The organism is Streptomyces sp. I05A-00742 (genome assembly GCF_013055795.1).
Lineage (GTDB): Bacteria > Actinomycetota > Actinomycetes > Streptomycetales > Streptomycetaceae > Streptomyces.
Genome location: NZ_JABETO010000014.1, coordinates 75,271 through 90,094, shown reverse-complemented (window position 1 = coordinate 90,094; position 14,824 = coordinate 75,271). Strand labels below are relative to the sequence as shown.

At 72.9% G+C, this 14,824-nt stretch carries 12 protein-coding genes; 4 read left to right on the top strand and 8 right to left on the bottom strand.

All coding sequences use genetic code 11. The annotated features are described in order from the left end of the window. Nucleotides 1-42: 42 nt before the first annotated feature. Nucleotides 43-639: a GNAT family N-acetyltransferase gene (locus HN013_RS15920; protein ID WP_171166799.1), complete on the bottom strand. Its 597-nt coding sequence runs from the start codon at nucleotides 637-639 to the stop codon at nucleotides 43-45. 213 nt (nucleotides 640-852) lie between these two features. Between HN013_RS15920 and HN013_RS15915 the strand changes: the two genes are divergently transcribed. The 3 genes from HN013_RS15915 to HN013_RS15905 all read left to right on the top strand — a co-directional run bounded on the left by HN013_RS15915 (nucleotide 853) and on the right by HN013_RS15905 (nucleotide 4,789). Beyond that, on the top strand, nucleotides 853-1,614 hold the full coding sequence (locus tag HN013_RS15915) for a DeoR/GlpR family DNA-binding transcription regulator (protein WP_171166798.1): 762 nt from the start codon (nucleotides 853-855) through the stop codon (nucleotides 1,612-1,614). Beyond that, nucleotides 1,611-2,558, top strand: a complete 948-nt coding sequence (gene pfkB, locus HN013_RS15910) for a 1-phosphofructokinase (protein WP_171166797.1) — start codon at nucleotides 1,611-1,613, stop codon at nucleotides 2,556-2,558. Before HN013_RS15915 ends, pfkB begins: the two co-directional genes overlap by 4 nt. A 92-nt stretch (nucleotides 2,559-2,650) precedes the next feature. Beyond that, entirely contained in the window at nucleotides 2,651-4,789 is a 2,139-nt protein-coding gene (locus HN013_RS15905; protein WP_171166796.1) for a fructose-specific PTS transporter subunit EIIC, read from the top strand. A 1,800-nt stretch (nucleotides 4,790-6,589) separates the two neighbouring features. On the opposite strand, the gene HN013_RS15900 is transcribed toward HN013_RS15905, so the two are convergent. Both HN013_RS15900 and HN013_RS15895 read right to left on the bottom strand, forming a co-directional pair. Continuing rightward, nucleotides 6,590-7,702 carry a P1 family peptidase gene (locus HN013_RS15900; RefSeq protein WP_171166795.1) on the bottom strand — a complete coding sequence of 371 codons (1,113 nt, stop codon included), beginning with the start codon at nucleotides 7,700-7,702 and terminating at the stop codon, nucleotides 6,590-6,592. 25 nt (nucleotides 7,703-7,727) lie between these two features. After that, the gene (locus HN013_RS15895; protein WP_171166794.1) at nucleotides 7,728-8,957 is read right to left on the bottom strand and encodes a low temperature requirement protein A; all 1,230 of its coding nucleotides are present in this window, start codon (nucleotides 8,955-8,957) and stop codon (nucleotides 7,728-7,730) included. Between the two features lie 61 nt (nucleotides 8,958-9,018). Here HN013_RS15895 and HN013_RS15890 point away from each other — a divergent pair, with 61 nt between their 5' ends. Further along, on the top strand, nucleotides 9,019-9,192 hold the full coding sequence (locus tag HN013_RS15890; protein ID WP_171166793.1) for a hypothetical protein: 174 nt from the start codon (nucleotides 9,019-9,021) through the stop codon (nucleotides 9,190-9,192). 104 nt (nucleotides 9,193-9,296) lie between these two features. Here HN013_RS15890 and mscL read toward each other — a convergent pair whose 3' ends face one another. The 5 genes from mscL to HN013_RS15865 form a co-directional block, all read right to left on the bottom strand. Beyond that, nucleotides 9,297-9,776 (bottom strand): large conductance mechanosensitive channel protein MscL, encoded by a 480-nt coding sequence (gene mscL, locus HN013_RS15885; RefSeq protein WP_171166792.1) that lies wholly within the window; start codon nucleotides 9,774-9,776, stop codon nucleotides 9,297-9,299. Between the two features lie 543 nt (nucleotides 9,777-10,319). Beyond that, a complete protein-coding gene (locus tag HN013_RS15880; protein WP_398979895.1) occupies nucleotides 10,320-11,168 on the bottom strand; it encodes an S-methyl-5'-thioadenosine phosphorylase in 849 nt (282 codons plus the stop codon). Between the two features lie 132 nt (nucleotides 11,169-11,300). Continuing rightward, nucleotides 11,301-11,627, bottom strand: a complete 327-nt coding sequence (locus HN013_RS15875) for an FmdB family zinc ribbon protein (RefSeq protein WP_171166790.1) — start codon at nucleotides 11,625-11,627, stop codon at nucleotides 11,301-11,303. Between the two features lie 66 nt (nucleotides 11,628-11,693). Further along, on the bottom strand, nucleotides 11,694-12,974 hold the full coding sequence (locus tag HN013_RS15870; protein ID WP_171166789.1) for an MFS transporter: 1,281 nt from the start codon (nucleotides 12,972-12,974) through the stop codon (nucleotides 11,694-11,696). Between the two features lie 292 nt (nucleotides 12,975-13,266). Further along, nucleotides 13,267-14,805 carry a potassium/proton antiporter gene (locus HN013_RS15865; RefSeq protein ID WP_249375052.1) on the bottom strand — a complete coding sequence of 513 codons (1,539 nt, stop codon included), beginning with the start codon at nucleotides 14,803-14,805 and terminating at the stop codon, nucleotides 13,267-13,269. Between the last annotated feature and the right edge of the window lie 19 nt (nucleotides 14,806-14,824).

The following is a 14,824-nucleotide window of genomic DNA, read 5'->3' as shown; positions in this document are numbered from 1 at the left end:
CGTCGTGGGGGCTCGGGGTCAGACCCTTAGGGGTCTTCGGGTTCAGACCCGGGCCACGCGCTCCTCCAGCCGGGCCTTGGCCGCGGGCCACTCGTCGCGCAGCATGGAGAACCAGACGCTGTCCCGCCAAGTCCCGTCCGGCCGGCGGATGTGGCGACGGAACGTTCCCTCCTGGACCGCGCCGAGGCGGAGCACGGCCTTCTGGGAGCGCTCGTTCATGTGGTCGATCTTCCACACGACCCGGCCCATGCCGAGCTCCTCGAACGCGTGGGTGAGCAGCAGCAGTTTGCACTCGGGGTTGACGACGGTGCCCCAGTGTTCCCGCCCGTACCAGGTGGCGCCCACCTCCACCTGCTCGCCCTGCACACTGGCGTCGAAGTAGCAGGTGGTGCCGATGGCCCGGCCGCTGCCCAGGTGGATCACCGCGAACGGGACGCACCCGGGGCGGGCCAGCCGGCTCGCGACGATCGCGTCCAGCTCTTCCTCGGTGTGCGGCGTGAGCGAGGACGTCCACCGCCACAGGTCCTCGTCGCCGCCGACGGCCGCGAAGAGGTCGGGGGTGTGGGCGTGGCCGAGCGGTTCCAGCCGGACGTGGCGGCCGGTGAGAACGGTGGTGGCTGCGGGCAGCGTTGCGATCATGGCGGGAAAGGTAGTGAAGGGTCGCACTAGAGGCAAGGAAAATATGTTCTAGTGCAAATAGTCGGTCAGGTGGACCGGTCTCTCTCTTCCCTTTCTTGGGTACGGATGCCCACTTCTGTCTGTTGTATGCCCGAGTCTGTTTACTTCTGTTGATGCCGCCCGTACGCTTCCGTCAAAACCACAGACCCGGGCAAGAAACGGACCCCTCACCCCATGTACGCAGCCGAGCGCCAACAGGAGATCCTGCGGCTCGCCCGTGAGAGCGGACGCGTGGACGTGCTCTCCCTCGCGGAGGAGTTCCAGGTCACCGCCGAGACGGTGCGTCGCGACCTCAAGGCACTCGACCGGGCCGGACTGGTCCGGCGCGTGCACGGCGGGGCCATTCCCTCCGGGCGGCTGGACTTCGAGCCCGACCTGGCCGAACGGGAGTCCACCGCCGCCGACGAGAAGGACGCCATCGCACGCGCCGCCCTGGCCGAACTGCCCGCGGACGGCAGCGTGATCCTCGACGCCGGGTCCACCGTGGCCCGCCTCGCCGCACTGTTCCCGCTGGAGTCCGGCCTGACCGTCGTCACCCACGCCCTGCCCGTCGCCGCCCGGCTCGCCGACCACCCCGGCATCGCGCTGCACCTGGTCGGCGGCCGGGTACGGCACCGCACCCGCGCGGCCGTCGACGCGTGGGCCCTGCGCGCGTACGGCGAGGTCGCCGCCGACGTCGCGTTCGTCGCCACCAACGGCTTCTCGCCCGACGGCGGACTCACCACGCCCGACCTCGCCGAAGCGGCCGTCAAGCGGGCGACGATCGCGGCGGCGCGCCGCGTCGTGCTGCTGGCCGACTCCGGCAAGTACGGGCAGCGGCAGTTCGCCCGGTTCGGCGACCTCTCCGACGTCGACCTGCTGATCACGGACACCGGACTGAGCCCCGACGACGCCCGGGACATCGAGCGGTCCGGCACCGCGGTGGTGCGCGCGTGATCCTCACCGTCACCCCCAACCCCAGCCTGGACCGCACCTACGAGGTCCCGCGGCTGCTGCGCGGAGCCGTGCTGCGCGCCGGGACGGACCGCGTCGACCCCGGCGGCAAGGGCGTCAACGTCTCGCGCGCGATCGCCGCCGCCGGCCGTGCCACCACCGCCGTCCTGCCGCTCGGCGGCGCGGAGGGCGCCCTGCTGGCCCGGCTCCTCGGGGAGCAGGGCATCGACGTCGCGGGGGTGCCCGTGGCCGGTGCGACGCGGGTGAACGTGGCCGTCGCCGAACCGGACGGCACCCTCACCAAGGTGAACGCCCCCGGACCCGAACTGACGCCCGCCGAGGCCGAGTCGCTGCTGACCGCGGTGGGGGAGCGGTCGGCGGGCGCCGGCTGGATCGCCTGCTGCGGCAGCCTCCCGCGCGGTCTCGCCGCAGGCTGGTACGGACAGCTGGTGGCCCGCGCCCACGCCGCGGGGGCCCGGATCGCGCTCGACACCTCCGGACCTTCGCTGACCGCCGCCCTCCGCGAACGCCCCGACGTCGTCAAGCCCAACGCGGAGGAGCTGGCCCAGGCCGTCGGCCGCCCGCTGGTGACGGTCGGAGACGCGGCCCGGGCGGCGGAGGAACTGCGCGGACTCGGCGCACGGGCCGTCCTCGCCAGCCTCGGAGCGGACGGCCAGCTTCTCGTCGACGACTCCGGCACGTACTTCGGCACGGCCCGGGTGACATGCGTCCGCAGCAACGTCGGTGCGGGCGACGCCTCCCTGGCCGGTTTCCTCGCCGCCGGCGGCGAGGGCCCGGACGCCCTCGCCTCGGCCCTGGCCCACGGCGCGGCGGCCGTGCGGCTGCCCGGCAGCGCGATGCCGGCCCCGGCCGACCTCGAACCGTCCGCCGTGACGGTCACCCGGGCCGTCCCGGACGACCGCGCCCTGACCGAACCGGCCGCCTGACGGCCCGACTCCCTTCCTGTTCCCTCCTCCTTCCCTCCCCCCCACCAATCCCCGTCGCCCGCAAGGCGCTACCGCGAGCAAGGGAGCCCGCGATGAGTGAGCTGATCACGGCGGACCTGGTCGACCTGGACCTGTCCGCCGCCACCAAGGAAGCGGCCGCCCGGTCGCTCGCCGTCCGTATGCGGGACCTCGGCCGCGTCACCGACCTGGAGGGCTTCCTCGCCGACGTCGCCGCGCGCGAGGCGCAGATGCCCACCGGCCTGGACGGCGGCATCGGCATACCCCATTGCCGCAGCGCCCACGTCACCGCCCCGACCCTGGCCTTCGGCCGCTCCGCCGCCCGCGTCGACTTCGGCGCCCCGGACGGCCCGGCCGACCTGATCTTCCTCATCGCGGCCCCGGTGGGGGCGGACAGCGATCACCTCACGATCCTGTCGAGCCTGGCGCGGCAGCTGATGGACGAGGAGTTCACCGGGGCGCTGCGCGCGGCCACGGACGCGGCGGGGGTGGCGGCTCTGATCAGGGGGGATGCGGACGGCCCTGCCGCCGAGGAGCTCGGGGCCGGGCCGGAGGTCTCCGGGGGGAGTGGCTGTGTCCCGGAGGGCGCCGGCGGGGAGGGTGTCGGCGGGCAGAGCGCCGGCGGGCAGAGCGCCGGCGGGGAGAACGCCTGTGGGGAGACCTGGGACGGAACGGGCGAGGGGGCCCCGGCGGAGCCGTCCCGCATCGTCACGAGTGAGGAGAGCCCGGCGGAGCCGTTCCGCATCGTCGCCGTCACCTCCTGCCCCACCGGCATCGCCCACACCTACATGGCCGCCGAGGCCCTGGAACGGGCCGCGCAGGCCGCGTGCGTCGAGATCGCGGTCGAGACACAGGGATCGGCCGGCTTCACCCGGCTCGACCCGGCCGTGATCGACGCGGCCGACGGCGTGATCCTCGCCCACGACGTCGAGGTCCGGGACCGCGACCGCTTCGCGGGCAAGCCGGTCGTCGACGTCGGCGTCAAGGCCGGCGTCAACCGTGCCGCCGAACTCGTCGCCGAGGTACGGCAGAAGGCCGAGCGCGGTGACGTACGCGCGCCCCGGCCCGCCGTTCCCATGGACGCGGAGGCCGAGGGTGGTGACGGGTTCGGGACCAGGCTGCGCAAGTGGCTGATGACGGGCGTCAGTTACATGGTTCCGTTCGTCGCCGCGGGTGGACTGCTCATCGCACTGGGCTTCGCCATCGGCGGCTACGAGGTGAACAAGGCGCCGTCGGTGGCGAAGCACTTCGCCTGGACCGAATCCATGAGCTGGGCCGCGCTGCTCTTCCAGACCGGCGGCGTGGCCTTCGGCTTCCTCGTGGCCGTGCTGGCCGGCTTCATCGCCTACGGGATGGCCGACCGGCCGGGGCTCGTACCGGGCTTCGTCGGCGGTGCGATCGCGGTGACGGTCGAGGCGGGGTTCCTCGGCGGGCTGATCGCCGGTCTGATGGCGGGCGGGGTCGTGATGGCCGTCCAACGGGTCGACGTCCCGGCCGTGTTGCGCGGGATCATGCCGGTGGTGGTCATTCCCCTGGTGTCGTCCGCCGTCGTCGGCTTCCTGATGTTCCTGGTGGTCGGCAAGCCGCTCGCCTCGCTCCAGTCCGCGCTGACGGACTGGCTGAGCGGCCTGTCCGGAACCAACGCCGTGATCCTGGGCGCGCTGCTCGGCCTGATGATGTGCTTCGACCTCGGCGGCCCGCTCAACAAGGTCGCCTACGCCTTCGCCGTCGGCGGCCTCACCGACCCCAACGACGGCAGCCTCAAGGTGATGGCCGCGGTCATGGCCGCCGGCATGGTCCCACCGCTGGCCCTGGCCCTGGCGACGACCGTACGCGGCCGGCTGTTCACCCCGGCCGAACGCGAGAACGGCAAGGCCGCCTGGGTGCTCGGAGCCTCCTTCATCACCGAGGGCGCCATCCCCTTCGCCGCCGCCGACCCCCTCCGCGTCATCCCCTCGGCCATGGCCGGCGGCGCCGTCACCGGCGCCCTGTCCATGACCTTCGACTGCACCCTCCGCGCCCCTCACGGCGGCGCCTTCGTCGTCCCCCTCATCGGCCGGCCCTTCCTCTACCTCCTCGCCATCACCGCCGGCACCGCCGTGAGCGCCGCCCTGGTCATCCTGCTCAAGGGACTTGGCACACCCTCGGCCCTGCGACGCGAGGCAGAAGCGCCGACGGAGACGCCTGCGTCGGCGTCTGCGGCTGCTGTGTAGGCGAGGCGCGGGGAGGCCCCTGGTGAAGTGCGTGCGGGTTGGGGGTGGGGCGGGGCCGGTGGGCGGTTTACATGGCGGGTACTTGGCCGACCGGCTGTTTCGTCGTTGCGCGCACGCCGAAAAGCGGGCCGGCTGCGGAACGGGGGCCCGGCGGTGAGGTGCGGGTTGGGGGCGGGGGCGGGGGCGGGGGCCGGGGGCGGAGCCGGTGGGCGGTTTACGTGACGGGTGCTCGGCCGTCCGCCTGCTTCGTCGTCGCGTGCGCTCAAAGACAGCCGACTGCGGAGGAGGGGGCGCGGGGCCGGGGGCTGGCGGCGTCTGCGAGCCGGTGGGTGGGGCGGCAGCGGTGGGCGGTTTACATGGCAGGTGCTCGGCCGACGGTCCGCTTCGTCGTTGCGCGCACACCAAAAGCGGCCGGCTGCGGAGGAGGGGGTGCGCGGGCGGAGGCCGTCGGCCGTCTCCGGGTTGGCGGGTGGGGCGGCAGCGGTGGGCGGCTTACATGGCGGGTACTCGGCCGTCCGCCCCTCTCGCCGTTGCGTGCGCCCAAATGCGGCCAGCTACGGGAAGGCGGGCGCCCGGCCGGGACTGGTTGCCCGGCTTCCGGTCCGGTGGGGCGGGAAGTGGTGGATCCGAGCGGCCAATCACGGCGTGTCGGCCCGCAACTGCGCCCCGATCCACCACTTCCGTCCGGCCCTGAGCTCACCGACCCCTCTTGCCTCATTCGCCGCACCACCCTGGCCATCCACGGAGCGGGCGCGCACGGCCGGGCCTACCGTCTGGCTGTCGGGTGAGTGGGACGGTAACTGGTAGGTGTGGGCGGCTAGTCACGGCGTGTCGGCCTGAAAGCCCGCCCCGATCCACCACTCCCGCCTGGCCCTGAGCTCACCGACCCCACTCGCCTCATTCACCGCACCACCTCAGCCATCCACGGAGAAGGCGCGCACGGCCGGGCCACCGTCCGGCTGTTGGGCCACTGGGACGGCAATCGGTGGATCCGGGCGGCTAGTCACGGCGTGTTGGCCTGAAAGCCCGCCCCGATCCACCACTTCCGTCCGGCCCTGAGCTCATCAACCCCACTTGCCTCATTCACCACACCACCCCAGCCACCTACACAGAGGAGGCGTGCGGCCGGGCCGACCGTCCGGCTTCCGGGCCACTGGGACGGCAATCGGTGGATTCGGGCGGCCAGTAACGGCGTGTCGGGCCGAAAACCCGCCCCGATCCACCACTCCCGCCCGAGCCATGCCCCACCAACGCCCCGCGCCCCACGCGCCCCGGCCATCCCGAGGTCCGCACCGGCCAATTCGCGCCCGCCACCACCCTGCTCGTGCCCAGCCGGCCGCTTTTGGCGTGCGCGCAACGACGAGAGGGACGGTCGGCACAGCACCCGCCATGTAAACCGCCCACCGCTGCCGTCCACCCAACAGCCAGCACTCCACCGCCGGGCCTCCCGCTCCGCAGCGCGCTGTTTTTCGGCGCGCGCAACGACGAAACAGCCGGTCGGTCAAATACCCGCCATGTAAACCGCCCACCGACCCCGCCCCACCCAACAACTCGCACTTTGCCGCCGGGCCTCCCCTCCGCAGCCGGCTCGCTTTTCGGCGTGCGCGCAACGACGAAACGGGGGTGGACGGCCAAGTACCCGCCATGTAAACCGCCCACCGTTGCCGCCCCACCCCCAACCCGCACGCATTTCACCGGGGGGCCTCCCCCCCCGCCCCCCCGCCCCCCGCCCCCCCGCCCCGCCCCCTCCCCGCCCCTCCAGCCTCTCCTCTCCCTCCCCACCCCTCCCTTCCCCTCCCCCTACCTCTCGTACAGTTCCCGGTACGACGGGAACACCCCGCCCGCGCCCGACACGCTCTCTGCGGCGAGGACGGCCTTCACCACCGCGCGGGTCAGGGCATCGGCGCCCGCGGCGAGGATCTCGTTGACGGTGCCGAGGGCGAAGTCGCCGCTGTCCGGGACGTCTTGGGGGCTGAGGGGGTGGGCGCCGGTGGCCAAAGTGAAGACGGTGTCGCCGTCGGTGAGCAGGTGGACGGGGCGGACGGCGCGGGCGAGGCCGTCGTGGGCGGTGCCGGCGAGCTTCTGGGCCTGGGCGCGGGTGAGGGCGGCGTCGGTGGCGACGACGGCGATCGTGGTGTTCAACGGCGGTCGCACGGAGCCCGCCGTCCGCCGGGCGGTCTCCTCGCGGGCGGCGGCCAGGGTGCGCTGGGCCGCCTCGTGCCGGGCGGCCTCGGGGTAGGCGACCCGTCCGCCGGCGTGCAACTGCCCGTACAGCACTCCCGTCGTCGGATCGACCACCGAGCCCGCGGCGTTGACCGCGGCGAGTGCCGCCACGGTCACCCCCGAGGGCAGGACGATGCTCGCCGTGCCGATGCCTCCCTTCAGCCCGCCGGCGACGGCGCCCGTGCCCGCGCCGACGTTGCCCTGGGCCACGGGCGCCCCGACGTCCGTACGGGCTGCCGCCTCGGTCGCCGCCCGGCCCAGAGCCGCGTCGGGCCGGGCCCGCCAGTCGCCGCCGCGGCCGAGGTCGAAGAGGGCGGCGGCCGGGACGACGGGCACCACCTGGGCGGGGTCGGGGCCGACCCGGACGCCGCGTCCGGCCTCCTCCAGCCAGGCCACCACCCCGGACGCGGAGTCCAGACCGAAGGCGCTGCCGCCGGTGAGGACGATCGCCTCCACCCGCTGCACGAGGTTGCGGGGATCGAGCGCGTCGGTCTCCCGGGTGCCGGGACCGCCGCCCCGGACGTCGACGGCGGCGACGGCCCCGCCCGGCTCGGCGAGTACCACGGTGGTGCCGGTCAGTGCACCGGCACCGGCCAGTTCGGCGTGTCCGACCCGCAGCCCGCGCACATCGGTGAGCGCGTCCAGGGGACCGGTGCGGACGGAGGGCTGTGCGCTGTTGGTATTTGACATGGCGCCATGCGTATCACGCCTCCGCTCACGCCCCCGCCGTCGCATTCCGGTCGTCTTCCGCGGTCAGCGCCGTCCCGCCGCGCGCCGTCAGGGTGACCCCGACGACGACGGTGGCGGCCGCCACCGCTCCGGCCGCCAGGACCGCCCAGCGCCCCGCGAAGGTGCAGGCCAGCACCAGGACCGCCGAGGTGGGCAGCACCGCCTGCTGCAACCGGCCGCGTTTCTGGTGCCGGGAGTGGATCAGCCACACCGTGAACATGAAGAGCGCCGTGGCCACGGTGACCGTGCCCGATGCCGCGAACGTCGAGAGGTGGGCCTTGCCGGTGACCTGCTCGATCGCCACCTCGATGCCCGCGCCGACGGCGGCGGCGGAGCCGAAGACCAGATAGTGCCCGTAACCCCACAGGAACGCCTGGCGGTTGGAGATCAGGTGCAGGTGGATGGGTACGGCGAAGTAGATCCAGTACGCGGCGAAGATGATCAGCAGGCCGCCGCCGGCGATGGGCAGCAGGGTGAAGGGGCTCCGGTGCTCGTCCACGGCCGACTGGACCGCCACCGTGGCCGCCGACACCGTCTCGCCCAGCACGATGATGGTGAACAGGCCGTACCGTTCCGCGATGTGGTGCGGGTGCCAGCCGGTCGGATGCCCGCGCTCGGCCCAGACCGGGACGGCCATCTCGCAGACCGCCATGCCCAGGAAGAGCCACGGCTTGGCGTGGTCGGGCAGGAGCACCAGGCCCAGCCAGCCGACCTGGCACGTGGACACCCCCGCCGCGTACCGCAGGGCGGTCCGGCGCTCGGGGCCGGTCGTGGAGAGGCCGGCGCGCAGCCACTGGGCCACCATGGCCAGCCGCATCACCAGGTAGCCGAACCAGATCACCCGGAAGTCGCCGGAGTCGAAGGCGCGCGGGATGCCCGCCGCGAACACCAGCACGCCCGCGATCTGGATCAGCGTCACCCCGCGGAAGAGCACGTCGTCCGTGTCGTAGGCGGAGGCGAACCAGGTGAAGTTCATCCACGCCCACCAGATGGCGAAGAACATCATCAGGTAGCCCTGGACGCCGTGTCCCGTGTGCGCCTCGGCCAGCGCGTGCACCAGCTGTCCGCCCGCCTGGGCCACCGCGACCACGAAGCACAGGTCGAAGAAGAGCTCCAGCGGGGTGGCGGTGCGGTGCTCCTCGTCGCGGCCGCGGGTGGTCATCCGGCGTACGACACCCGAGCCGCTCGCGAGCCGCCGACGGGGCGTATCGCTCATAACGGCGATTGTCACCGCCCGTGGCGGGGGCCGCGACCGGGACCACCCGTACCCTGGGAGTATGAGCACCGTCCCCGAGCCCCAGCCCGCGGCAGCCCTGATCTTCGACGACCCGCTGGACCGGCAGTCGTCGGACGACACGGACCGCGGATGGGGAGAGCGCCCGGTGACCGGCCAGGGCTCCGCCGCCGACCTCGCGCGCTTCCTGGACGAGAAGCCGCCGCACCACATCTGACGGTACGGGCGGGGTCTCCGTCCGCCCGCCGATGTCTGCGCCCGAGTCCGCGCCCGAGTCCGCGCCCGAGTCCGCGCCCGAGCCCGCGCCCGCTCCCGCGCCCGCTACCGCTGCGCGGGCACCGAGTCCGAGCCCGGCCCGCGCCGCTGCTCGATCAGCGTGTCCCGGATCTGGGCCAGCAGCTCGATCTCCGTCGGCGCGGCCGGGCCGTTGTCCTCCGGGCGCCGGGCCGCCTGGCGCTCCTGCCAGCGCTTCATCGGCAGCAGCATCAGGAAGTAGACCACCGCCGCGGTGATCAGGAAGGTGAGCGAGGCGCTGAGCACCGCGCCCCACTGGATGTAGACGCCCTTGGTCACCTCGCCCGCCGCGTTCCTGGTGCAGGGGCCCTTGAGGCAGGCCGCGTAACGGTCCAGGTCCTTGGTGCCGAAGGCGCCGACGATGGGGTTGATCACTCCCTTGACGACAGAGTTCACGATGTTGGTGAACGCCGCGCCGATGACAACGGCGACCGCCAGGTCGACCACGTTGCCCCGCATCAGGAATGCCTTGAAGCCCCCAAGGATTCCCGTCTTCTTCTCGCTCACCGAACAGCCTCTCTCCGCGCGCATCCGTACCGAAATGGTGGGTTCCATAACATACGAGACCCTCCGGCCGGTCTGTCCAATCCGCGGACCCGATCAGTGGAGACCCCAGTACGCGAGTGGCGCCGAACACAGGATCACCACCCCGGCGGTCAGGAACACCCGCCCGGCGACCGTTCCGCGCCGCCTCCGCCCCACCCGCACCGGGGCGAACAGCGGCACGTCGCAGGTGGGCGGCGGCGCCCAGGACGGCCGGGCCCGAGGCGCCGGCCAGGACGCCGAGGCGACCGAAGAGAGCGAGGGAGGCGGAGAGGAGGAAGAGGAGGGCGGGAGCGAGGAGGGAGGACGCGACGACGAGGGAGAGAGGGGTGAGAAAGAGGACATGGCAACCACCGCCTGCCGTGGGGAGCACCGAACCGACGCTCCCCACGATCCCGGATTCCCAGGCGCCCCGTTGGGGCCTGTGGACAGGATTGTGAGATGTGGAAAACCCTGTCACACCTGGGAGTTAAGCCTCGCCAGACGTAGACGTCGGACCCCCATCCCTCACGGCAGCTCGATCCCCAGCTCCCACCCGTCGTGCACCCGCACGCACAGGCAGTCCCGCGCCGCGGTCCCCGGCAGCGCCCCCACCACGTCGAAGAGCACGCCGCGCAGCCGCTCCACGTTCTCCGCGAAGACCCGCAGCACCTCCTCGTGCGTCACGCCCTCACCCGTCTCGGCACCCGCGTCCAGGTCCGTGACCAGCGCCATCGACGTGTAGCAGAGCCCCAGCTCCCGGGCCAGGGCCGCTTCCGGATGCCCGGTCATGCCGACCACCGACCAGCCCTGGGCCGCGTGCCAGCGCGACTCCGCGCGGGTGGAGAAGCGGGGGCCCTCGACGACGACCATCGTCCCGCCGTCCACCGGCTCCCAGCCCTGGCCGCGCGCCGCCGCGAGCGCCGTGGCGCGTCCGGCGGGGCAGTAGGGGTCGGCGAAGCTCAGGTGGACGACCTCGGGGACCGTGCCGTCGGGGAGCGGTTCCCCGTCGAAGTAGGTCTGCGCCCGGGACTTCGTCCGGTCCACGAGCTGGTCCGGCACGAGCAGCGTCCCGGGCCCGTACTCCGGGCGCAGCCCGCCCACCGCGCACGGGCCCAGGACCTGGCGGACGCCCACCGAGCGCAGGGCCCACAGGTTCGCCCGGTAGTTGATGCGGTGCGGCGGCAGGTGGTGGTCGCGGCCGTGGCGGGGGAGGAAGGCCACCCTGCGGCCCGCCACCTCGCCGATGAACAGGGAATCGCTCGGCGCCCCGTAGGGCGTCTTCACGGTGATCTCGGTCACGTCGTCGAGGAAGGAGTAGAACCCCGACCCTCCGATGACGCCTGTCTCAGCCTGCGGGCCGACCGTCTCGGCCATGCTCGTATTGACCATGCGGCCACCCTAGCCGCGCGCCGGGTCCCGTTCCCGGCCGCGCGCACGACGGAGTCCGCCGCCTCGCGGTGAGGTGGCGGACTCCGTCTGCGCTGTTCGGGGGAGTGAGGGCGTCCGTCAGGCGGCCGACGACGCGGAGGCCGTGGAACCGCTGCCCGACGTGGACGAGGACGAGCCGCTCGTCGAGGCCGAGGACGACGACGAGGCCGTCGAGGCCGGGGAAGACGCCGTGGACGAGGACTTCGCCGGCGTGCTGCTGGACGCCGAGCCGCGGCTGTCGTTCCGGTAGAAGCCGGAGCCCTTGAACACGATGCCGACGGCGGAGAACACCTTCTTCAGGCGTCCGTCGCAGCTGGGGCACACGGTCAACGCGTCATCGGTGAACTTCTGCACCGCCTCAAGGCCCTCGCCGCACTCGGTGCACTGGTACTGGTAAGTCGGCACTTGCTCCTCCTGGCACTCTCACTCAATGAGTGCTAACGATGGTCCATAGTGCAGTATTCCTGCGCCTCAGTCCACCGAGACGGGCTCGCGGTGACCGACCCCACGCCCGACGATCCGCGAGGCGGAGGCGTCCGGAGTGAGCCTGCTGCGCAGCAACAGCAGCACCACCAGTGCCAGCGCGGTGCCGCCCAGCGGGACGAAGAAGCCCGTGTTGGCGCTGTGCGCGTCGACCAGGCGTCCGGCCACCGTCGAGCCGGCGGCCTGGCCCAGGCCCACGGCGCCGGTCAGCCAGGTGAACGCCTCCGTCCGGGCCCGCGCCGGGACCAGGGACTCGACCAGGGTGTAGCCGGTGATCAGCGCCGGGGCGATGCAGAGGCCGACGACCAGGCCGAGCCCGCCCAGCAGCGGCACCGCGTGCACCGCCCACAGGGGCGTGGTGGCCAGGGCCAGCAGCGGGTACGCGAGGAGCAGCCGGCGCTGCGGGGTGCTGCGCCAGGCGACGGTGCCGCAGACGATGCCCGCGATCATGTTCCCGGCCGCGAAGGCGCCGTAGAGCAGACCGTTGATGCCCGGCTCGCCGATCTCCTTGGTGAAGGCGGTCAGGGTCATCTGCATGCCGCCGAAGACCGAGCCGATGCCCAGGAAGACGAAGACGAGCACCCGGACGCCCGGGACGGAGAGGGCGGAGGCGCCCTTCTCACGGGCGCCGGACGCGTCCCGGCCGGGGGACGGCTGGGTGCCGCGCCGGGTGGCGAAGAGCAGACCGCCGACGACCGTGAGCACCGCCTCGGCGATCAGACCGGCGGACGCGTGGACGCCGGTGCAGAGCGCGGTGGCCAGCACCGGGCCGATCACGAATGTGAACTCGTCGGTGACGGACTCGAAGGCCGCCGAGGTCGCCATGAGCGGCGAGCCCTCCAGCTTGGCCGCCCAGCGCGCCCGCACCATCGGGCCTATCTGCGGGGTGGACGCGCCGGCGGGCACGGCCGCGAGGAACAGCGCCCACAGCGGCGCGTGGGACAGCGCCAGCGTGATGAGCAGCGAGATCGCCGCGGCGTGCACCACGATGCCGGGGAGCAGCACCGCGGCCTGTCCGAAGCGGTCCGCGAGCTTGCCGCCCTGTGGGGCGAACAGTGCCATCGAGACACCGGCGGTCGCCGAGACGGCGCCCGCCGTGGTGTACGAGCCGGTGGTGTTCTGGACGAGCAGCAGGATGCCGATGGTCAGCATCGCGAACGGCTGCCGCGCCAGGAAGCCGGGGAGCAGGAACGTCCAGGCGCCGCGCGTGCGCAGCAGTTGGCCGTACCCGGGACGGGCCCCGGCGGAGTCATTGACCGTGGTCGCCACGGTCCTTGCCTTTCCGCCGCCTGGTAGCACACCCCGCACGGGAACGCCGCCACGGAGCGCGCCGAGAGCTGTCCTCTCGCGCAGGACCGTGGTAGATGCCGATCCGGCCGCCTCGTGATACGCGACCGCGGCCGCCGTGCGGTCGCGCCAGCCCTGCATCAGGCAGAGATGGTTCGGTGTGTTCAGTAGTAATACGGACAGAAGTCGTACGGGCAGAGGGGCAGGTCTCCGGGCCCGCGGGAGACACCCGGCGGGGGTCCTCCGGCAGGAGCCGGAGGAACATACGAAGAACCTACTTCTTCCCTACCATACCTGCCGCTCGCTTCCGCGCGGGTTTCCCCGAGGTCACGGCCGTCCCGGCCGTACCGGCCTTCCCTGACGAGGTGCCCAGCCAGCCGGCCAGCTTGCCGCCCTCGCCGACCGCGCGCAGCCGTCTCTCGGCCGCGTCGCGCACCGGGTCGGTGGCCACGACCAGCAGTTCGTCCCCGTACCGCAGCACCGTCGACGGGGACGGGACGAAGCTCGTCCCCTCCCGTACGACGAGGGTGACGGCCGATCCCGCGGGCAGCCGGAGCTCGGAGACCTCGACGCCGTGCATCCGGGAGCCCTCCGGGACGGCGACGGACAGCAGGTGTCCGCGCAGCCGCTCCAGGGGCGCCGATTCGATGCCCAGGTCCAGGGGCTCGTTCTCGCCCAGTCCGAGGCGGCGGGCCAGCCAGGGCAGCGTCGGGCCCTGGACCAGGGTGTAGACGATCACCAGCACAAAGACGATGTTGAAGATCCGCCGGCTGTCGGGCACGGCCGCCACCATCGGGATGGTGGCCAGCACGATGGGCACCGCACCGCGCAGCCCGGCCCAGGAGAGCAGGGTCGTCTCCCGCCAGGGTGTACGGAACGGCGCCGTGCTGAGGAAGACCGAGACGGGTCGGGCGATCATCGTCAGGACCAGGCCGACGACGAGCGCGGGGATGATGTCGTCGCCGAGCTCGTGCGGGGTGACCAGCAGGCCGAGCAGGACGAACATGCCGATCTGGGCGATCCAGCCGAGCCCTTCGGCGAAGCCGCGGGTGGCCGGCCAGTGCGGCAGTTTCGCGTTGCCGAGTATCAGGGCGGCCAGGTAGACGGCGAGGAAGCCGGAGCCGTGGGCCAGCGCGCCGCCCGCGTAGGCGACGGTCGCGATCGCCATCACGGCGATCGGATAGAGGCCGGAGGCGGGCAGGGCCACGTGCCGCATGCCGTACGCGCCGAGGAAGCCGATGGCCAGACCGACGGCCGCGCCGATGGCCAGCTCCAGGGCGATCTTGCCGAGCAGCAGGTACCACTGCTCGACCGGCCCGGCGGCCGAGAACGCGACGACCAGGATGACGACGGGGGCGTCGTTGAAGCCGGACTCCGCCTCCAGGACGCCGGTGAGCCGGGAGGGGAGGGGGACGTTGCGCAGGACGGAGAAGACGGCCGCGGCGTCCGTCGAGGACACGACCGCGCCGATGATCAGGGACTGCCGCCAGTCCACGCCGGCCAGGTAGTGGGCGGCGGTCGCGGTGACCCCCACGCTCACCGCGACACCGAAGGTGGAGAGGACCGCGGCGGCGGGCAGGGCGGGTTTGATCTCCTGCCACTTCGTGCCGAGACCGCCCTCGGCCAGGATCACGACCAGCGCGGCGTAACCGATGACCTGGGTCAGACCGACGTCGTCGAAGGAGACGCCGATGCCGTCCTGGCCTATCGCGACGCCGATGCCGAGATAGACGAGCAGGCTGGGCAGCCCGCTGCGGGAGGAGACCCGTACCGCCGCCACCGCGACGAGCAGGACGAGCGAGCAGACGAGCATGAGTTCGTTGAGGTGGTGG